Source organism: Vreelandella xerophytica, from assembly GCF_968048975.1.
Window position 1 is genome coordinate 2,901,603 of sequence record NZ_OZ309106.1, and the last position, 20,426, is coordinate 2,922,028.

18 protein-coding genes are annotated in these 20,426 nt (G+C 60.9%); 7 read left to right on the forward strand and 11 right to left on the reverse strand.

The annotated features are described in order from the left end of the window. Positions 1-78: 78 nt before the first annotated feature. From aroB to pilM, 7 genes are all read right to left on the reverse strand, one after another. The gene (aroB, locus tag ACWF8S_RS13530) at positions 79-1,191 is read right to left on the reverse strand and encodes a 3-dehydroquinate synthase (RefSeq protein WP_447553877.1); all 1,113 of its coding nucleotides are present in this window, start codon (positions 1,189-1,191) and stop codon (positions 79-81) included. Beyond that, on the reverse strand, positions 1,188-1,754 hold the full coding sequence (gene aroK, locus ACWF8S_RS13535) for a shikimate kinase AroK (RefSeq protein ID WP_447553878.1): 567 nt from the start codon (positions 1,752-1,754) through the stop codon (positions 1,188-1,190). Before aroK ends, aroB begins: the two co-directional genes overlap by 4 nt. Beyond that, entirely contained in the window at positions 1,754-3,817 is a 2,064-nt protein-coding gene (pilQ, locus tag ACWF8S_RS13540; RefSeq protein WP_447553879.1) for a type IV pilus secretin PilQ, read from the reverse strand. The genes aroK and pilQ overlap by 1 nt, the downstream gene beginning before the upstream one ends. Positions 3,818-3,939: 122 nt before the next feature. After that, on the reverse strand, positions 3,940-4,464 hold the full coding sequence (locus tag ACWF8S_RS13545; RefSeq protein ID WP_447553880.1) for a pilus assembly protein PilP: 525 nt from the start codon (positions 4,462-4,464) through the stop codon (positions 3,940-3,942). Next, positions 4,461-5,105, reverse strand: coding sequence for a type 4a pilus biogenesis protein PilO (locus ACWF8S_RS13550; protein WP_447553881.1), 645 nt, complete (start codon positions 5,103-5,105; stop codon positions 4,461-4,463). Before ACWF8S_RS13550 ends, ACWF8S_RS13545 begins: the two co-directional genes overlap by 4 nt. Then, positions 5,102-5,668 carry a PilN domain-containing protein gene (locus ACWF8S_RS13555; RefSeq protein WP_447553882.1) on the reverse strand — a complete coding sequence of 189 codons (567 nt, stop codon included), beginning with the start codon at positions 5,666-5,668 and terminating at the stop codon, positions 5,102-5,104. Before ACWF8S_RS13555 ends, ACWF8S_RS13550 begins: the two co-directional genes overlap by 4 nt. Continuing rightward, a complete protein-coding gene (pilM, locus tag ACWF8S_RS13560) occupies positions 5,665-6,726 on the reverse strand; it encodes a type IV pilus assembly protein PilM (protein WP_447553883.1) in 1,062 nt (353 codons plus the stop codon). The genes ACWF8S_RS13555 and pilM overlap by 4 nt, the downstream gene beginning before the upstream one ends. Positions 6,727-6,920: 194 nt before the next feature. Here pilM and ACWF8S_RS13565 point away from each other — a divergent pair, with 194 nt between their 5' ends. Next, on the forward strand, positions 6,921-9,449 hold the full coding sequence (locus ACWF8S_RS13565; protein ID WP_447553884.1) for a penicillin-binding protein 1A: 2,529 nt from the start codon (positions 6,921-6,923) through the stop codon (positions 9,447-9,449). A gap of 93 nt (positions 9,450-9,542) precedes the next feature. On the opposite strand, the gene ACWF8S_RS13570 is transcribed toward ACWF8S_RS13565, so the two are convergent. From ACWF8S_RS13570 to ACWF8S_RS13580, 3 genes are all read right to left on the reverse strand, one after another. Then, entirely contained in the window at positions 9,543-11,558 is a 2,016-nt protein-coding gene (locus ACWF8S_RS13570; protein WP_447553885.1) for a TRAP transporter permease, read from the reverse strand. 80 nt (positions 11,559-11,638) lie between these two features. After that, positions 11,639-12,121, reverse strand: coding sequence for a DUF1850 domain-containing protein (locus tag ACWF8S_RS13575; RefSeq protein ID WP_447553887.1), 483 nt, complete (start codon positions 12,119-12,121; stop codon positions 11,639-11,641). 21 nt (positions 12,122-12,142) lie between these two features. Further along, positions 12,143-13,102 carry a TAXI family TRAP transporter solute-binding subunit gene (locus tag ACWF8S_RS13580; protein ID WP_447553889.1) on the reverse strand — a complete coding sequence of 320 codons (960 nt, stop codon included), beginning with the start codon at positions 13,100-13,102 and terminating at the stop codon, positions 12,143-12,145. A 317-nt stretch (positions 13,103-13,419) separates the two neighbouring features. On the opposite strand from ACWF8S_RS13580, the gene csiR reads away from it, so the two are divergent. The 6 genes from csiR to gabT all read left to right on the forward strand — a co-directional run bounded on the left by csiR (position 13,420) and on the right by gabT (position 20,090). Further along, a complete protein-coding gene (gene csiR, locus ACWF8S_RS13585) occupies positions 13,420-14,109 on the forward strand; it encodes a DNA-binding transcriptional regulator CsiR (RefSeq protein ID WP_447553890.1) in 690 nt (229 codons plus the stop codon). A gap of 157 nt (positions 14,110-14,266) precedes the next feature. Then, positions 14,267-15,445 carry an acyl-CoA dehydrogenase gene (locus ACWF8S_RS13590; RefSeq protein ID WP_447553892.1) on the forward strand — a complete coding sequence of 393 codons (1,179 nt, stop codon included), beginning with the start codon at positions 14,267-14,269 and terminating at the stop codon, positions 15,443-15,445. Between the two features lie 58 nt (positions 15,446-15,503). After that, entirely contained in the window at positions 15,504-16,718 is a 1,215-nt protein-coding gene (locus ACWF8S_RS13595; RefSeq protein ID WP_447553893.1) for a CaiB/BaiF CoA transferase family protein, read from the forward strand. 247 nt (positions 16,719-16,965) lie between these two features. Further along, positions 16,966-17,766, forward strand: coding sequence for an EAL domain-containing protein (locus tag ACWF8S_RS13600; protein ID WP_447553894.1), 801 nt, complete (start codon positions 16,966-16,968; stop codon positions 17,764-17,766). Next, the gene (locus ACWF8S_RS13605; protein ID WP_447553895.1) at positions 17,767-18,693 is read left to right on the forward strand and encodes a diguanylate cyclase; all 927 of its coding nucleotides are present in this window, start codon (positions 17,767-17,769) and stop codon (positions 18,691-18,693) included. A 122-nt stretch (positions 18,694-18,815) separates the two neighbouring features. Next, a complete protein-coding gene (gene gabT / locus ACWF8S_RS13610; protein ID WP_447553896.1) occupies positions 18,816-20,090 on the forward strand; it encodes a 4-aminobutyrate--2-oxoglutarate transaminase in 1,275 nt (424 codons plus the stop codon). Positions 20,091-20,154: 64 nt separating this feature from the next. Here the strand turns inward: gabT and ACWF8S_RS13615 are convergent, their stop codons facing one another. Then, positions 20,155-20,406, reverse strand: a complete 252-nt coding sequence (locus ACWF8S_RS13615; protein WP_447553897.1) for a YkoF family thiamine/hydroxymethylpyrimidine-binding protein — start codon at positions 20,404-20,406, stop codon at positions 20,155-20,157. Positions 20,407-20,426 lie beyond the last annotated feature (20 nt).

A 20,426-nucleotide genomic window follows, 5' to 3' on the forward strand; every position in this document is an offset into this window, starting at 1 on the left:
CACCGAGAACCGGCGCCTGAAAAACAGATACCCGCCAGCAGGCGGGTATCGAAATCGACTCAGCAGGGATGAACGGGTCTACCGGTTCAAGTCACGCCGTGGATAGCCTTCCAGCAAGGTCTTCAGGATGTCCGGCGGGGTCTGATCGCTGAGCATGCCCTTGCCGATGGAGGTCAGCAGTATCAGACGAAGTCGCGTATCGATATTTTTCTTGTCCAGGCGCATTCGGCCGAGAAAATCCTCGGTGCTCATATCTCTGGGCGCCGCCAAGGGCAGCCCGGCACTTTCGATCACCGCCTCGACACGGTCAAGATCCGCCTTGCTGATCATGCCAAGCGTATGAGAGAGCGTGGCCGCCATGGCCATTCCCGCGCCCACCGCTTCGCCGTGCAGCCACTGGCCGTAACCTTGATGCGCCTCGATGGCGTGGCCGAAGGTATGACCCAGATTCAAGAGTGCGCGTACCCCTTGCTCGGTTTCATCGTCCGCGACGATATCGGCCTTGATCTGGCAGCTTTGGGCAATGGCCTCGCTGATCGCCTCGGGTTCCACCTTGCGAAGGTCGGCCATATGCTTCTCGAGCCAGCTCAAGAACGCTTCATCGCGTATCAGACCGTACTTGAGCACCTCGGCAAGCCCCGCTGACAGCTCGCGCTCGGGCAGCGATGCCAGCGTGTCGGTATCCACCACTACCGCTTTGGGCTGATGAAAGGCGCCGATCATGTTCTTGCCCAGCGGGTGGTTGACGCCGGTCTTGCCGCCCACCGAGGAGTCCACCTGGGAGAGCAGCGTGGTAGGCACCTGAATGAAGGCCACGCCACGCTGGTAGGCGGCGGCGGCGAAGCCGACCATATCGCCGATCACCCCGCCACCGAGGGCCACCAGTGTGCAGCGACGGTTGAAGCCGGCGTTCAACAGTGCATCCCAGATGCGCTCGACCTGCTCGATGCGTTTGTACTGCTCGCCGTCGGGCAGCACCAGCGTGTGAACGTCAAGCCCCTCGGGCAAGCTCCGGCACAGCGTATCCAGATAAAGCGGCGCCACGGTGTCATTGGTGACCACCATCACCTGGCTGCCTGCGATATAAGGCCGCAAGACATCGGGCTCATTGATCAAGCCGCTGCCGATATGAATGGGGTAGCTGCGCTCCCCCAGTTCCACGTTCAGGGTGCGCTTGGCACTTGCAGTCATGGCGATACCTTGGAATCGAGTGAGGCGGCATTTTCAAGCGGGTCGGCCAGTTGCCGGGCTCGGCGCAGGATATCGTTCACCACGGCCCGGGGGCTTCGCCGGTCGGTGCGCACGGTAATGTCGGATGTGGCACGGTAGAGCGGGTCGCGGGCGGCAAACATGTCGTTGAGCACCTGCTCACGATCAACGCACTGCAAGAGCGGGCGGTTTCGATCCCGGGCGGTACGCTTGAGCTGCTGCTCGACGGTGGTCTGCAGATAGATCACCGTGCCGCGCTCGCGCAGCGCCCGGCGGTTCTCTTCGCGCAACACTGCCCCGCCGCCGGTAGCCAGCACCACGCCGCGCAACCGGGTCAGCTCATTGATCATCTGGGCTTCGCGCAGGCGAAAACCGAGTTCACCCTCGACGTCGAAAATCCAGGGAATATCCGCACCGCAGCGATCCTGTATGACGTGGTCGCTGTCGTAAAAGGTGCGTGAAAGCTGGGCGGCCAGTAATCGGCCGATGGTACTCTTGCCGGCCCCCATGGGGCCAACTAAAAAAAGGTTGGGTAAATCCTGCATCAGCGAACCGCCAAACCATCATCAAGTAGTCGTGGAGTAATAAACACTAACAGCTCTACCTTCTCATTGCTCTCCTGGGTGTAGCGAAATAGCCGTCCCAGTACGGGGAGATCACCCAAAAGCGGCGTCTTGGCAATCTGGCTGAGCTGTTCGGTGGTTAAAATACCTCCTAATACCACGGTCTGGCCATTATCTACCAGTACCTGGGTTTCGATCTGATTGGTATCGATGGGCGGTTCGCCGCCGAATTCGCTCTCTCGGAAGCTGTCGTTCTTGATCACCAGATCCATGATGATGCGGTTATCCGGGGTAATCTGCGGGGTCACCTCCAGGGAAAGCTCGGCCTCCTTGAACTGGGTATCCGGGTTGCCCTGCACATCCACACTTTGAAACGCCCGCTCCTCGCCCTGGCGAATGGTGGCGGTACGCTGGTTGGCGGTGATGATACGCGGCTGGGAGATCGTCTGACTCTTGCCTTCGCTCTCGAGCGCTCTGAGTTCGAGATCCAGGAGCACGTCCCCGGAAAGATACCCGAAACTGAACCCAGAGCCGGCCACCGCCCCAGGCCCCAGGTCGACTGCAAGCCCGCCCTGGGCACGGTTGATGCCGCCCGGGTTGATATCGCGCCGGAGGTATTGACCGCTGCCATCGCCTGCCAGCTGAAAGCCACGGGTGCTCGATGCCCCCCAGTTGATCCCCAGCTCCCGGGAGGCGGTATCTCGGGCGATGACGATACGCGCCTCGATCTGTACCTGGCGCACGGCGACGTCCAGCCGGTCGAGCGTGGCCACGATGTCGCGAATCTGGTCAGCGGTGTCCTGCACCAAAAGCGTATTGGTGCGCTGGTCCACACTCACCCGCCCCCGGTCGGTCAACAGCCCAAAGCCTTCGCCGCCGCGCAGAAGCTGAGCGAAATCCTCCGCCCGGGCGTAACGCACTTCGATGAACTCGGTAACCAGCGGGGTGAGCGTCTGGCGCTGGTTACGCGACTCGATCTCCTGGCGCTCGATATCGGCAAGCTCGCCGGCCGGGGCAATGACGATCACGTTGCCCTGCTCACGACTGGAAAGTCCCTGGCTTTGCAGAATCAGCGCCAGCGCCTGATCCCAGGGCACGTCGTTCAGGTTCAGCGTTACCCGCCCGGTCACGCTGTCGCTTGCCACCAGATTCAGACCGGTAAACTCGGCAAGCGTGGCCAGCACCGAGCGCACCTCGATATCCTGAAAATTCAGGCTCAGTCGGTCGCCGGTAAATCGCTCTTCGGCGCGCTGGGCCAACGAGCCGCCGGGGTCGGTAACGGGCTCGACATCCACTGTCAGTACCCGCCCGCTCTGAGAGGAGAGCATGGCGTAGGGGCCTTGGGTCTGTAGCTCGAGCTGAACCCCCTGGGCCGTGGTGCGCGGAGTGATGCGATCGATGGGAGTGGCAAAGTCGGTGACATCCAGAATCTGGTCGAGCGAGTCAGGAAGCGTTACCCCGCCCAGGCGGGCAAGCACCACGCCGCCTCCCGCCTCCTCGACGTTCGCCGTCACCCCGCTTTGGGAAAAGGTGACCAGCAAACGCCCGGCGCCATTGGCGCCACGGCGAAAGTCGATATTCTCGATCTGCGGCCCGGCGGCGGGCTCGGACGCACGCGCAGCGATGCTGGCCGCAGGCGTGGCGACGCCCGGCGCTTGCACGCCCGCCCCATCGGGAGTCAGAAAGACGCTTAACCGATCGCTGGAGGCGATGGAGCGAAACGCGTGAGCGCCTTGCAGATCGACGATCAGCCGCGTGCGCCCGCCGCCTTCAATGGCCGTGACCCGCTCCACACCATCGCGGTTGACCGCCAGGCTTCGACTGGCCAGGCCGCTTTGGGTATTGGCCAGATCCAGCGCCAGGCGAGGCGGCGCCTCCAGGGCGTACCCGGTGAGCTCGGCAGGCGAGCCGTCGAAGGAGAGCACAAGCTCCACCTCTCCATGCGGGGCCTGGCGTACCTGAATATCGGTCAGAAGCGAGGCGCCGGCCACACCGGGTACGAAGGCCAGCAGCAAAAGCGCGATAGAGCGGACGGTGGTAACCATAAAATGGGATCCGGGTAAAAGTCTGTCTAGCGATAGTGTTAGGAGCGATACGTTCGGAAAGCGCGATGATGGCTACGAGCCAGGGTCTTGGCAGGCCCTCATCTGACGCTGCCTTGAAGCCATCAGGGCTGCAGCGAGAGCGCAGCCGGGCTCTCCTGCCAGCCCTCCCGCTCGTTGAAGATGCGTTCGAGCAGGCTTACTTCGTCGCGCGTGATTTGCGTGATCTCTCCGTAATTGCTTCCCATGTGATTGCCTTCGCGCACGCTCACGACACTGCCGTCGGGCGTGGCAATCAGCGCTACCCGCTGACCGCCCATCTGCAAGGTGCCCACCAGACGCAGCGACGGGAGCGGGAAGGCTTCCAGCGGTTCCAGAGCGCGCTGGGTGTCCGGGGCGAATGCGCTATTGCGCGTATCGATTGTATTACCCCCGGCCAGGCGCTCAGACGCCAAAAACGGGCTGCGCGAGTCGCTATATTGGTAGTTTAAAACTTCGGCGGCGGGAAAGGACTCGATGGCAAGCGACGCCTGACTGCTCGGCGCGCGCCGGATACCGGCCAGCGTGGCGTCGAGCTGATCGAGATTGGCGTCGCTACAGCCTGAAAGTGCTCCTACCAGGACTAGCGCGAGCAAGCGGCCCGGTTTCATGGCGTGCCCTCCGCGTCTGGAAGATCATCGATATAGCTATAAGTGCGGGCGACCAGAGAGAGCCTCAGCATATCGCCTTGTGCCTCGACCGGCGTAATGGTCAGGTCGTGCTGGGTAACGATACGGGCAAGCTGGCTGATATCGGCTGCAAAGCGGGCCAGCTGGTGGTACCCCCCGCGCACCTGAATATCCAGCGGGTGCTCGATATAGTGTTCGTTGCTCACGGTAGCGCGCAGACGAATCACCTCGATCGACAAACGGTTATCCACCGCGGCATCGCTGATGCTGTCCAGTAACGTCGGAATCTCGGCGCTGGTGGGCAGCATGGCGCGCATCCGGCTGATCTGCTCGCCCAGCGTGGTCAGCTGATTTTGCACATCGGGCAGCATGGCCACTTCCGAGGCCTTTACCCGATATTCGCTCAAAAGGCGCGCCTCCTCGCGCTGCTCCTCGGCGAGCTTGGCGCGCTTGTCGCTCACCTGCCACCATGCGAGTCCACCGAAGGCCAGGGCAAACACGAGGGCAACGCATACTGCCTTGAAAAATATGGGCCACTCGCCGGCCTCTTTAAGATCAAGAGCCTGTACGTCGACATCTTTCAGGCGCTGCCACTCCCGTCGCATCTGGAGTCGGGTCATCATTGGGCAATCTCCTCATCGCCTGCCGCATGCAGGGCCTGAGTTACCTCAAACCTGAAAAGCCGCCCTTGCTGATCCGGGGCGCTGGTCACTTCCGAAAGCACCGGCACCGCCAGGCCCGGCATGCGGGCGATCCGGCGAAGCTGCTCGGAGACCTGACGCTCATCGTTGGCCGTGGCAGTCACGCGAACCTGCCCGCCTTCACGGCTCAACTGCTCGTAGACCACCCCTTCGGTCAAGCTCGCTGCCAAGGCGTTGAAAAGCTCCACGGTATCGGTGCGCTCGCTTTGCAGCGTTCTGAACAGTTCAAGCTGCGTACTCAACTGAGTGGCGCTCTCCTGATAGCGCTCCACGTTACTGATTTCCCGCTCGAGTATCTCGATGTGGCGGGTAATGTAGGCATTGCGCATCTTCTGCTGGTCCAGCTCCTGCTGGTAGATGGCCGCCACACCCAGCGCCAACAGCCCCCCCGCCACCAGGGCGACGAGCAGCACGTGATAAAAACGACGTGTGCGCTTTTCCCGACGCGCATCGCGCCAGGGCAGCAGGTTGATGTTGATACTCATTGGCTCACCTTCATGGCAAGCCCGCCGGCGGTCAGCATGGCCGGCGCATCGCTGGTCAAACCTTCGATATTCAAGCGCTTGTTGACCTTCATGCGCTGGAAGGGGTTGGCCAGGGTCACTGCAAGGCCGATGTCCTTGGCAATACGTTCGGCAAGCCCGGGAATGACGCTTGAACCGCCGGCCAGCACAAGGTGCTCCACCCGCTGTTTACGCCCGGCGGTATAGTAAAGCTGAAGCGAGCGCTCTACCTGTTGCAACACGGTATCCAGAAACGGATTTAAAACACTCTCTTGATAGTCCTCGGGCAGGCCGCCCCGCTTTTTGGCAAAGCCCGCCTCCTCGTTACTCAGACCAAAGCGCTCGCGAATGGCATCGGTAAGCTGGCGCCCGCCAAATACCGTATCCCGGCTGTAGACGATGCGACCGCCCTGCAGCACGTGAAACGCATTCATGTTGGCACCCAGATCCACCAGCGCCACGCAGGTCGATGGGTCATCGCCCACGCTTAGCTGACGCTTGAGTTCGGCAAAGGAGCGCTCCACGGCAAAGGTTTCCACATCGACCGCGGCAGGCTCCAGGCCCGCCTGCACCAGCGTATCGGTCAACTGGCTGACATCACGCTGACGACACGCCACCAACACTACCTGTTGCTGACTTTCATCAAAGGCGGCCGGCCCCAGACATTGAAAATCAAAGGCCACTTCGTTGAACGGAAAGGGGATATGTCGATCGGACGATTCGATGATTCGTGCCTCGATCTCATCCTCGCAAAGCGAGACGGGAAAGCTCAGGGTCTTGGTGATGGCCGCACTGGCCGGCAAGGCGACCGCCGCCTTACGCGTGGAGGGGTTGGCGTGCTCGACGGCGTTTCTCAAGACCCGCGCCACGTCGTTGATATCACGAATGCGGCGTTCCACCACGGCCCCTTCTCTTAGCGGGCGCACGGCGTAACTTTCCACCTGATAGTTGTTATCTGTCTGTTTAAGCTCTAGAAGCTTAACGGTGGCCGAGGTGATATCCACCCCGATCAACCCTTTCTCGGGTTTTAATAAGCGCATGTGGTTACGTTTGCCTTTACCGTTAATCGTGCGTGTAGCGAGATTACATTATTTTCAGTGGTGTCACACGTTAAGGCAATCTAAGCATATCAACACTGGTGGCCGCCGCATTGGCTTCTTATAATGGCTGCCAATTGCGCAATGCGGCCGGCTGGACGCCGTACTTATCTTCTTCCCACGGGTGCCCTCTGTTCATGACGTTTTTCCGAACCCTTATCCTTTCACTGTTTTCGCTGGTGGCGGCCCTGGTGGGCGCGGCGGTGTTGGCAGTGGTAGGCGCTGCGATCTACTTCTCTCCGGGGCTTCCCGACGTTCGCCAGCTGCAGAATTTCGAACTCCATACCCCGCTTCGTATCTTTACCAACGACGGTCGACTGATCGGGGAGTTTGGCGAAGAACGCCGCATGGTAGTGGATTTCGATGAAATCCCCCAGGACATGATCAAAGCGCTGATCGCCGCCGAGGACTCGAGCTTTTTCGAGCACGCAGGCGTCGACCCGCGCGGGCTCGCCCGGGCAGCGGTCGAGCTTGCCCAAAGCGGTGGCTCCATTCAGTCCGGCGGCTCCACCATCACCATGCAGGTCGCGCGTAACTACATGCTGACGCTGGATCAGACCTTCACGCGTAAAATCCGTGAAATTCTGCTGGCGCTGCAGATGGAGCAGGTGCTCTCCAAAGAGCAGATCTTCGAGCTCTACGTGAACAAGATCTTTCTGGGCAACCGCGCCTACGGTATCGCCACGGCGGCAGAAACCTACTATGACCGGCCGCTTTCCGAGTTAACGCTTGCCGAAACCGCGATGATCGCCGGGCTGCCCAAGGCCCCATCGGCCTTCAACCCGCTGGCCAACTCCGAACGTTCGCTGATTCGGCGTAACTGGATTCTGTTTCGCATGCGCGAGCTTGGCTACATCGACAACGATGCTTACCAGGCCTCGGTTCAGGATCCGGTCACGGCGCGCCGCCATTACACGCAAACCGAGGTGGATGCCTCATATGTTTCCGAAATGGCGCGTCAGTACGCCGTCGAGCGCTTTGGCGACACCGCTTATACCGGCGGCTACCGGATCTACACCACCATCGACAGCGAGCTTCAACCCGCCGCCCGCAATGCGCTGGCCAATGGTTTGATTGCCTACGACCGGCGCCACGGCTGGCGCGGACCGGAGCAGCGCGACATTGCCGCCAGTCTGGTGGAAGCTCAGGAACAGACGACCACTCAGGGCCTGGAGGAGGAGCTGTCCGAATCGCCGGAAATTCGCCAGACCGCGCGCCAGGCGGCCGAGCGTAGCCAGACCGAGATCGAAGGGATCGAAGGCGACGTCTCCAACTGGCTGCAGGTACTCGAACGTACCCCCAACTACGGTCTTCTACAGCCCGCCATCGTCGTGCGCAGCAGCGGCCGGGAAATGCAGGTACTGACCCGGGACCGGGAGCTTCGCACGATTGCCTGGGACGGCCTTGAGTGGGCACGCGCCTACCAAAGCCCGCGCAGCCGGGGTGGTGAGCCGACCAGCGCCGACCAGATCGCCGTACGCGGGGATCTGATTCGCGTCGTGGCGGACACCGACGGCGCGCTCAGGCTTTCCCAGCGCCCGGATGTCGAAGGCTCGCTGGTGGCCCAGGACCCGCGTACCGGCGCGATTCTGGCGTTGCAGGGCGGGTTCGATTTCAATGCCAGCAAGTTCAATCGTGCCATTCAGGCCCAGCGCCAGTCGGGCTCGATCTTCAAGCCGTTCATCTATCTGGCGGCCCTCGATGATGGCGACATGACCGCCGCGAGCGTGGTCAACGACGCGCCTTTGGTCGTGGATGACGGCAGCAACTCGCTTTGGCGTCCGGTCAACTCCAGCCGCGACTTCCAGGGCCCGATGCGTCTGCGCCCGGCGCTTGCCCGTTCGCGCAACCTGGTGACCATTCGCGTGCTGCAGGCGATGGGGGTCAATCCGACCATCAATTATCTGGAAGGGTTCGGGTTTTCGATTGACCGTCTGCCCCGGGGACTTTCGCTGGCGCTGGGTAGCGCCAGCCTGACGCCCATGGAAATGACCAACGCCTACGCGGTCATCGCCAACGGCGGCTTCCAGGTCGCGCCCTGGTTCATCGAACGCGTCACGCGTAATGATGACAACGAGATTCTCGATGAGGCGACCCCGCAGATTGCCTGTGCCAGCTGCGCCGAGGGTCAGCAAAGCGTCGAGATCGACGGCAAGGAATACCCGGTGGCCCGGCGCGTAGCCGACCCGGCGGCGGTCTATATCCTGCGTGACATGCTGCGCGATGTCATCACCTCCGGCACCGGGCGCGCCGCGCTCAGCCTGAACCGCGACGATATCGTGGGCAAGACCGGCACCACCAACAACCAGCGCGATGCCTGGTTTGCCGGCTTCAACAGCGACCTGGTCACCACCGTCTGGGTGGGCAAGGACAGCAACGAAACCACCGCCGAATACGGCGCCAGCGCAGCACTGCCCATCTGGATCGATTTCATGGGTGAGGCGCTTGAAGGAACGCCGTCAGCCCTGCCGGAACGTCCTGCCACGGTCGTGACCGCCCGTGTCGACCCGGATAGCGGCCGCCGCCTTTACGATAACCAGCCCGGGGGCGTCGTCGAGCTCTTCCAGGAGGGGCGCCTGCCTTCCTATCAGGCTCGCACCATTAGCCGCGAGCTTGAAGAAGCCAGCGGCTCCCAGGGGTCGGGCGCGGCGGAGTCGATCTTCTAGACAGTCATGGCTAAAAGCTGCATCTCTTGAACGCAAAAGCCCGGAACACTGTTCCGGGCTTTTTTATGAATGACCTCCAGGCCGTGGTGAAGATTACGCCTGGGGCAGCGGCGTCTGTTCGCGTCGGCTGGCCAGGTAGTTGGCGCCAATGATGACCACCATGACCACCACACCGGCAAGTTCGGTCCAGAGGCTGGGATAAAAGACGCCGAAGATCGCCGCCCCGATGGCCAGGCGCGGTAGCCACGACATGCGCGTAAAGAGATAGCCCTCAAGCGAGGCGGCAAAGGCGCAGAGCGCGAAGATCGCGATGACCGCGTTCCAGATCACGACCGGTACCGGCCCGCCCACGATAATCTCCGGGTTGAAGACCATGAAAAGCGGAATCAGGTAAAGCCCCTTGGCGAATTTCCAGGCCTGAAAGCCGGTTTCCATCGGCTTGCTGCCCGCAATGGCCGCCCCGGCAAAACCGGCAAGCGCGATGGGTGGGGTCACGTTGGAGTCCTGGGAGTACCAGAACACCACCAGATGCGCGATCAGAAGCGGCACGCCAAACTCGGAGGTCAGCGCCGGGCCGACCAGCACGATCAACACGATGTAGCTGGCCGTCACGGGCAGCCCCATGCCCAGTACCAGACTTGCCAGCAGCACCATGACCAGTGCCAGCACCAGGTTGCCACCGGAGAAGGCGAGCATCATCGAGGAAAACTTGAGCCCCAGGCCCGTCAGTCCCACCACGCCGACGATGATGCCGGCCACGGCGCAGGCCATGGAGACCGCCACGGCGTTGCGCGCGCCAAGCTCGAGGCCCTCGACCAGTTTCACCAGCCCGGCCCAGATCACCCCTTTCGTACGCTCTGCCGTCACCGGCTGACCCTGACCGGGTGCCACGAAGAAGTACCAGAGCGCGTAGCGAATCACCGCCACGGCCACCATGGTCAATACCGCGTAATAGCCTACGCGCATGGGTGACAGGTTCATGACCAGAAGCCACACCAGCACCGCCAGCGGCAGCAGGAAGTGCCAGCCCTCCTTCATGACCTGGCGCATCTTGGGCAGCTCGCTTCGCGGCATGCCCTGCATGCCCTGCTTGAGCGCGATGATGTGCACGAACAGATACACCGTGGCGAAGTACATGATCGCCGGCAGGATGCTGATCTTGACGATCTCCAGGTACGGCGTATTGGTGTACTCGGCAATCAGAAAGGCACCGGCCCCCATCAGCGGCGGCATGATCTGCCCGCCGGTCGAGGCCGCGGCCTCGATGCCGCCGGCCTGCTTGGGCTTGTAGCCGAGCTTTTTCATCAGCGGAATGGTAAAGGCGCCGGTGGTGACCACGTTGGCAATCGCACTACCGGAAATAGAGCCCATCCCCGCCGAGGCGAGTACCGCTGCCTTGGCCGGGCCACCGCGCTGACGCCCGGTCGCCGAGTAAGCCATATCGATGAAGAACTTGCCAGCGCCGGTGCTTTCCAGAAAGGCCCCGAAGAGCACGAAGATGAAGATGTAGGTAGCCGCCACGCCCAGCGGCAGGCCAAAGATCCCCTCCTGACCGAGATAGAGCTGACCCGCCACCCGATCCAGGGTGTACCCCCGGTGGGACAGAATGCCCGGCAGCCACTCGCCTATCCAGGGAAGCTCGCCGCGAGGGCCGGCCAGGGCATAGATGATCGCGATCAGGCCGATGATGGTCATGCCCAGGCCTACCGCGCGGCGGCTGGCCTCCAGTACCGTGACCGTGGCAATGATGGCCACGGTGATATCGGTCTGGCTCCAGAACCCGGCCCGATTGATGATGTCATCCAGGAAAAGGACCAGATAGCCACCGGTGACCAACGCCCCGGCGAAAAACACCGCGTCGATCGCCCAGCCCAGCACACCGCGCTTGCGCGTAGGCCCAAAGACGGGAAACATCAGAAATGCCAACAGCATGATCAGCGCCAGATGGATGCTTCGCTGATAGAAAAGCCCCAGGGGCTGGATGCCCGCGGAGTAGAGTTGAAACAGGGAGAGGGCGACCGCGACAAGCGTGATCGCCCAGAGCACCAGCCGGGGCTGCGCCGCGTTGGCGCCGGGCATGATCACGGACGGTTGAGTGGGTTCGCTCATGGAGTCCTCAGAAGCGTTAGGGAGCTGGAAGTAACAAGACAGTCGTTTTAACAATCGTTTTAATAGTAAGAGCCGAAGGCTCAAGGGCTTACAAGCTCGATAGTGACGCGCTCACCCGCGGCGCGCGCGCTCAGGCTGACCAAGGCATGTTCACCGCCGGGCCAGACCACCCGGTGATTCACCAAAGGCGCCCCCACCCGCAGCACGTAGCGGTTATCGGTGACGGGTTCGTCGATGGCGTTGATCCAGTAGCCGCCTTCACCATCGGAGACCTGCTCTCCCCGTCCGGCAATATGACCCAGGCCTGCCGCAAAATCGGGCTGGTGGCTGCGCTCAAGATGCATCTGGCCGTGCCGGTTCTGGTAACAGTCCAGCACGGTGAAGTGGGCGACCGAGTGATTCCACGCCACGCACCAGCGGCTTTCATCGGGTGCCGGCTCATCGAGGAGCACTTCGCCTGCATCGCTTGTGACAGTCAAACGCGCCGACGCCTGTCCCCAGGCGTCGGCGCGCGGTAATGCCAACAGCGAAAGCGTTATCAGCGGTAGGAGAAACCACTGCATGATGAAACGCCTCTCGAGCGCTTACGGGCGAAGACGATCGGGAATATCGGCACCGGTCTCTTCGAAGTAGCGAATGGCGCCCGGGTGCAGCGGTACCGGCGTGGACTCCATGGTGAACTCCACGGTGGTGTCGTTGGCCGCCGGGTGCACGGCGATCAGCTCGTCGGTGTGCTCGAAGAGAAGCTGGGTCAACTGGTAAGCCAGTTCCTCGTCCATATCCGCGTTGACCACCAGCACGTTGGGGATACCGATGGTCTGCACTGCCTCGTCCATGCCGTCATAAAGCCCTGCCGCCAGCTCGTAAGGCGCGAACACCGCCTCTTCTTCCTGGGCGTTGGCAATCTCTTCGTCCGACAAACCGATCAAGCGAATGTCCCGCGTGGCCGCGAGGTTCATGATCGAGCTGGTGGGCGGACCGACGCTCCAGAAGCCAGCGTCGATGTCGCCATCACGAATGGCATCCGCGGTTTCGTTGAAGTTCAGCCGCTGAGCGGTAAAGTCATCGTAGCTGATGCCGTTGGATTCGAGCACGGCCCGGGCGTTGAGTTCGGTACCACTACCCGGCGCGCCGACGGATACCCGCTTGCCGGCCAGATCGCTGATGCTGTGAATGTCGGACTCGGCCAGCGTCACCAGTTGCACGGCGTTGGGGTAGATCGAAGCCAGCGCCCGGGTATTCTCGACCTGACGTCCTTCGAAATCACCGGTGCCGGTATAGGCCTGATAGACAGTATCGGCAAGGGCAGTGGCAAGGTCGGCATCGCCGCGCATGATAAGCCCCATGTTCTCGACCGAGGCGCCGGTTACTTCCGCGGTGGCCTGGGCCCCTTCGATGTGGTTGTTGATCATCTCGGCCAAGCCCCCGCCAATCGGGTAGTAAACGCCCCCTGTACCACCGGTTGCGATCGAGAGCTGCTGTGCACTGGCGGGTAGCGCCATGGCTAGCATGGTGGTGGCTACTGCATAGTTTAACGTTCGCATGAGCGTTGCCTCTGTCCTGATGGAGTCTTTATTGATGTTGAAAACCAAGGCGGTGCAAAACGGCTTCTTGAACATCAAGAAGCGTTTAAGTGACGTTAGCACGGTTTCGAGATCAGCATTAATGGGACGATAGTGTCATAGCCAAGACGAAAAAGGCACGCTTGAGCCACTATGCTTAAGTCTAATGAGCTGAAGCAACGCCGCGGGTCAAAATCCCTCTTGAAATAGCACCCATCATGCTAAATTTTTAAAATTAAAGGATAATGACCGCTATTTGTTAGTGACCTTTCGTCTGCTGCCGCCCTCAAGGAGATCCGATGGAGCCCACCCTGCCCCGGCCCAATCTTGCCATCAGCGCTTACCGTGACTTGAAGCGCGACATCATTCGCGGACGTTACCAGGCGGGTGAAAAACTGCTGATGAGCCTCTTGAAAGAGCATTACGGCTTGAGTACCGGCCCGTTGAGAGAGGCGCTTTCGCAACTGGTGGCCGACCGTCTGGTCGTCGCCATCAGCCAGCGGGGCTATCGTGTGGCGCCCATGTCGCTTGCCGAGCTCAACGATATCTATGACGCCCGTGCCCAGCTTGAAGGGCTCATTCTGGGCCTTGCCATCGAACGCGGAAGCGATGACTGGGAGGCCGATGTACTGGCCACCGCTCACCGGCTTGGCAAGGTCACCGATATCGATACGCCAGACGACCTGCTCGACAAATGGGACCAGCGCCACCAGGCATTTCATACCGCTATCGCCAGCGGCTGCAACTCGCCGCACCTTCTCCAGATGCGTGAATCGCTGTTCAACCAGGTAGAGCGCTATCGCCACCTCTGGCTGAAGGAAACGGTGATGTCCACCAAGGCGCTTGAACGCAAACACCAGGAGCACAGCGCTCTGGTGGAGGTCATTCTGGCCCGCCACGCCGAACGCGCGGCGAACATGATGCGCGAGCACCTGATGACGCCGGTGCCGATCATCACCGAAATCCTCAAGGCGCGGGGTATCGACTAAAGTCTGCGTTTTAAAAAAATGTAGATATTATAAAAAAACGGCGATACATTGAGGCTATTCGCTACGAGAAGGGCCCCTGCCTTCTCTGGCGGCACTGCCATTCCCGCCGTGGGCCCAGGTAACGGGCGCGGCGTCATCACCTTCAGGAGCTTTCGCCATGTCACGCTTTAACTGGGACGACCCGCTACTACTCGAACAGCAGCTTACCGACGAAGAACGCCAGATTCGCGACGCCGCCCATGACTACTGCCAGGAGAATCTCCAGCCCCGCGTACTGAGCGCCTTCCGCGAAGAGCGTTTTGACCGCGAGATCATGTCCGAGATGGGCGAGCTTGGCCTTCTGGGTGCCACCGTGGCCGAGGAGTACGGCGGCGCGGGTGTCAGCAATGTCGCCTATGGCTTGATCGCCCGGGAAGTGGAGCGGGTCGATTCCGGCTACCGTTCGGCGATGAGCGTGCAGTCCTCGCTGGTCATGTACCCCATCGAAGCTTACGGCTCTGAAGAGCAGAAAAAGAAATATCTGCCCAAGCTTGCCAGCGGCGAAATGGTCGGCTGCTTTGGCCTGACCGAGCCGGACCACGGCTCCGACCCGGGTTCGATGATCACCCGCGCCGAGAAAGTGGATGGCGGCTACCGCCTGACCGGGGCCAAGATGTGGATCACCAACAGCCCCATCGCCGATGTCGCCGTAGTCTGGGCGAAATCCTCCGCCCACGAAGACCAGATCAAGGGGTTCATTGTCGAACGCGGCACGGAAGGTTTCACGACGCCGAAAATCGAAGGCAAGGTCTCTCTTCGCGCCTCGATCACCGGTGAAATCGTGCTGGATGGCGCCTTCGTTCCCGAAGAGAACCTGCTGCCCAACGTCAGCGGTCTGAAAGGCCCGTTCGGCTGCTTGAACAAGGCGCGCTACGGCATTGCCTGGGGCGTGATGGGCACCGCGGAGTTCTGCTGGCACGCCGCGCGTCAGTACACCCTGGATCGCAAGCAGTTCAACCGCCCCCTGGCCGCCAACCAGCTGATTCAGAAAAAGCTCGCCGACATGCAGACCGAGATTGCGCTGGGCCTTCAGGCCGCGCTTCAGGTGGGCCGCTTGATGGATAGCGGTAACTGGACACCGGAGATGGTTTCACTGATCAAACGCAACAACTGCGGCAAGGCGCTGGACATCGCGCGGGTTTCCCGGGACATGCATGGCGGCAACGGTGTCTCCGACGAGTACGGCGTGATTCGCCACATGGTGAACCTGGAATCGGTGAACACCTATGAAGGCACCCACGACGTGCACGCACTGATTCTAGGTCGCGCCCAGACCGGCCTGCAGGCGTTCTATTAAGTCGTCACGGCCCGTCCATCCATCACGCGTCAACCGTCACCAGCCATGAGGAGCTTCCATGAGCGATACGCCAGCGCCGCTTGAAGGCATCAAGGTGCTCGATCTTTCCCGCGTACTCGCCGGCCCCTGGTGCGGGCAGATGCTGGCCGACATGGGCGCCGACGTGATCAAGATCGAGCGCCCTGTCGGTGGCGACGATACGCGCCACTGGGGCCCTCCCTGGCTCGGGGGAAGTTTCGAATCGGCCTATTATCTATGCGCCAACCGGGGCAAGCGCTCGGTGACAGTGGATATGGCCCGCCCTGAAGGTCAGGCGCTGATTCAAACCCTGGTGCGCGACACCGATGTGGTGATCGAGAACTTCAAGGTCGGTGGCCTCAAGAAGTACGGGCTCGACTTCGAAAGCCTGAAAGCGATCAACCCCGGGCTGATCTACTGCTCGATTACCGGGTTTGGCCAGCAGAGCCCCTACGCTCACCGCGCCGGCTACGATTTCATGATCCAGGCGATGGGGGGCTTGATGAGCCTGACCGGCCAGCCGGACGAGGTACCCGGCGGCGGGCCGGTCAAGGTCGGGGTAGCCATCACCGATATCTTCACCGGCCTTTACGCCACCAATGCGGTACTTGCGGCACTTTATCAGCGCCGCGATACGGGCGAAGGCTGCCATATCGATCTATCGCTCATGGACGTTCAGGTGGGCGTGCTGGCCAACCAGGCCACCAACTACCTCACCTCTCATCAGGTGCCCAGACGTCTGGGCAACGCACATCCCAATATCGTGCCCTACCAGGCATTCGCCACCACGGATGGACATATCATTGTGGCGGTAGGCAACGACGAGCAGTTCAGGCGTTTTTGCCAGGTCATCGAGCAGCCCACTCTTTGCGAGGACGAACGCTTTGCCACCAACCGTGCCCGGGTGGCCCATCGTGATGAGCTGGTACCGCTTTTGGAGGCGGCAATCGCGCTCTGGCCGATCGACTACTGGCTGGCTGAATTCGAAAAGGTCGGCGTGCCATGCGGGCCGATCAATACCCTTGACCGGGTATTCGAGGACGACCACGTCAAGGCGCGAGGGCTCAAGCAAACCCTGCCTCACCCCGAGGCGGGCAGTGTCGACCTGGTCGCCAACCCCATTCGCATCAACGGCCGGACGATGTCGGCCAGCACCGCCCCGCCGCTTCTGGGTCAGCATACCCAAAGCGTGCTCGACGAGATCGGCATTACCCCCGAGCAACGCGAGACGCTTTGCAAGGCCGGTATCATCTAGCCCGCCGCATTCGAAAGACACCTCCCCCTTACGCCCATCCCTGGGCGTTTTTTTGTGCATGAACGGCTCGATTCAGAACTATTTATCACAACATTTATTAAAGGGTGTGAGAACCATAACGTCCGGCATATACGTACCAGGTCTCTGCTACTAGACTGCGATCAGCTAGTTCAAAAACACTAGCAACAAAACGCGCTTGTAGACGCGTCAAAAAAACGAAGAATCAAGGGCTTAAAGAGAGAGTTTCATGAGTAACTGCGCTCGGGTGGAAGGACGTTGTAATCGTTGCGATGGGGAACTCCCCTTCGAGTTCACCATGGCGTTTCAACCCATTGTGGATATATCCAAGGCACAGGTCGTCGCCTTTGAAGCACTGGTACGGGGGGTCAACGGCGAGTCGGCGTGGGGCATCATTTCTCAGGTCACCGATGATCTGCTCTACCGTTTTGATCAGGCCTGTCGCGTGAAGGCCATTGAAATGGCAAGCGAACTGGGTATGAAAACCGATCTCTCCATCAATTTTCTGCCTAATGCAGTATACGAACCCTATGCCTGCATTCAGGCCACGCTTGAAGTCTCCCAACGCGTGGGCTGGCCGGCTGAACGTCTGGTGTTCGAAATTACCGAGACCGAGCGTGTCAGCGACCGCCAGCACCTGGCCAATATTATCGACGCCTATAAAAACATGGGGTTCAAGACCGCAATCGATGATTTCGGTAACGGCTACGCCAATCTGGATCTATTGACCGACCTGGCCCCGGACAGACTTAAAATCGATCGTGAAATCGTGATGAACTGCGACCAGGACCCCCGTCGTCAGGCGCTGCTCAAGGCCGTCATCACTCTGGGACGCGAACTTGATATCACCTTGATTGCCGAGGGCATCGAGACACATGCTGAAGCGTTATGGCTTGCGCGCGCAGGTATCACGCGTCAACAAGGCTTCTTTTATGCCAAACCCGCCATCAATTCTTTGGGTGAGGACCTTACGCCACGACTCGTGGCCCTGCGAGAGGCGTCTCTCGCACTCTCAAACCTGGAGCAGTGAATGATTGAGGTCTCGGCCGATCATCTGCAGGAAATGATTAAACGTTCCAAGCGAAATGCCTGGAGCGTTCTGAATACCGCACCGGTCGGTATCTGTATTACCGGTCCAGAAGGCCACTTCGAGCTGGTCAACCCGGCTTACTGTGATTTTTACGGCTATACCCAGGAAGAGTTGATCGGCCAGCACTTTACCGCCATGGTGCCGCTTGCCTATCGAGAAAAGGCAAGCGCCATGCACGATGAGTTTCTGCAAGGCGCTGAGCCGACGGAGCTGCGCCAGGAGTGGGAAGTATGCTGCAAGAACGGTGAGTTACGCACCATCATTGCCGAGGCCGCCCGCGTGGAAGGTGACGATGGCAAAGCCCGCAAGGTCACTTTCATCATCGATATCACCGAGCGCAAGCGACTTGAAGAGCGTCTGCGAGAGGCCAATGAGCGCCTGGATCACCTTGCCAGCCACGATAGCCTCACCGGGCTCTTGAATCGCCGGGCCGGGCTCCAATACCTGGATGAGGAACTCAAGCGCTGCCGGCGATACGGCGGCGAACTCAGTATCGTCATGTTCGATCTGGATAACTTCAAGACGGTCAACGACACCTACGGGCACGCCACGGGGGATGCGGTGCTGACCGAGGTGACCCGCGCCGTGGCATCGGCGCTTCGCGATACCGACATGCAGGTACGCCTGGGAGGGGAAGAGTTCTTGATCATCATGCCCGAAACCAGCGATGCGGAGGCAAAGACGGCGGCCGAACGCCTTCGCACGCTGGTGGAAAGCCAGCCCTTTACCGAACACCAGCTCAGCGTGACCCTTTCGGCCGGCGTGGCCAGCACCCCGATTTCCTCTGGAGAGGAGCTTCTCGAGCGCGGCGACCAGGCCATGTACCAGGCCAAGGAGCGAGGACGTAATCGGGTCACCGTGGCCTAGCAGGCTGTCCCGGCAAGATGGACAGGCAAGATGTAAATAACGGCGCAGGCGTACTATGCTAACCCCACAACCGTGCTAACCCCACACCCGTGATTTACGCCCAACGCTTGAGGAGCCAAGCCATGACCAATGCCGAGCTGAACGCGCTAAAACAGAAATATGTAGCAGCCGGCGCGGCAAGCCCCGCCACTGCCTTTGCCGCCCGGGCCGAGAATGCCGAGATCTGGGATGCCGACGGCAACCGGTTCATCGATTTTGCCGGCGGTATCGGTGTGCTCAACATTGGCCACCGCCATCCCAAAGTGGTCGCCGCGGTAAAAGACCAGCTTGATAAGGTCATGCACACCTGCCAGACCGTCATGCCCTACGAAGGCTACGTGAAAGTGGCTGAAAAACTCAGCCAGGTCGTGCCGGTGCGCGGCAGCGCCAAGGTGATGCTGGCCAACTCCGGCGCCGAAGCGCTGGAAAACGCCGTCAAGATCGCCCGCGCGGCCACTGGCCGCTCCAACGTGATCTGCTTCGACGGCGGCTATCACGGCCGCACCTTCTACACCATGGCCATGAACGGCAAGGTCGCCCCCTACCAGACCGATTTCGGCCCGATGCCCGGCACCGTGTTTCGCGCGCCCTACCCGGTGCCCTATCACGGCGTCAGCGAAGACGAAGCGATTCGCGGTCTGATGATGGCCTTGAAATCCGACGCCGGCCCGACGAACACCGCCGCCATCGTGCTCGAACCCGTACTCGGCGAAGGCGGCTTCTACCCGGCCCCGACCTCGTTTCTGGAAAGAATTCGCGCCATCTGCGATGAGCTGGGCATTCTGATGATCGTCGATGAAGTGCAGTCGGGCTTTGGGCGCACCGGCAAGATGTTTGCCATCGAGCACAGCGGCGTCGAGCCGGACATCATGACCATGGCCAAAAGCATGGCCGACGGCATGCCGATCTCGGCCATCGTCGGCACCGACAAGATCATGGACGCCTCGGGCCCCAACTCCCTGGGCGGCACCTACACCGGCAGCCCCACCGCCTGCGCCGCAGCCCTGGCGGTACTCGAGGTATTCGAAGAAGAGAACATTCTCGAGAAAAGCCAGGCGCTGGGCGACAAGCTCGCCGCACGCTTTGGCCAGTGGCAGGCGAAGTTCGACTGCATCGACAATGCCCGCAACATGGGAGCCATGGCTGCCTTCGAGCTGGTCTCCGATAAAGACGAGCGCACGCCGAACGCCGAACTTGCCGGTGCGCTGTGCAAAAAAGCCCGGGAAGAGGGGTTGATCCTGCTCTCCTGCGGCATGTACGGCAACACTATCCGCTTTCTGATGCCGGTCACCATCGAAGACAACGTGCTGAACGAAGGGCTGGATATCATCGAATCCTGCCTGGAGTCACTGATCTAATCCGGCCTGGCACGACCGGAACGCAAAACGCCGCCCCATGGGGCGGCGTTTTTGCAGGTAAACCTCAATCACGCGGTCGACGATCCCCTTCGAGAAAGTTCGCCGTGAACACGGCTTTTCCATGGGTTTCGAAGGACCATTTCATGATATCGCTCAGCGAGGCCATCACGGCGTCGAACTCGCCGAACACCTGGGTGCTCATGCGGTTGGGATGCACCTCCAGGCCAGTGTCCTGCAGGCGTTTGACCACCTCTTTCACCACCGGCTTGAAATCGTCGGCCAATGGGTAGTAGCTCAGCTGTACGGAAAGATACATGGGCGCTCTCCTTGTTCGGA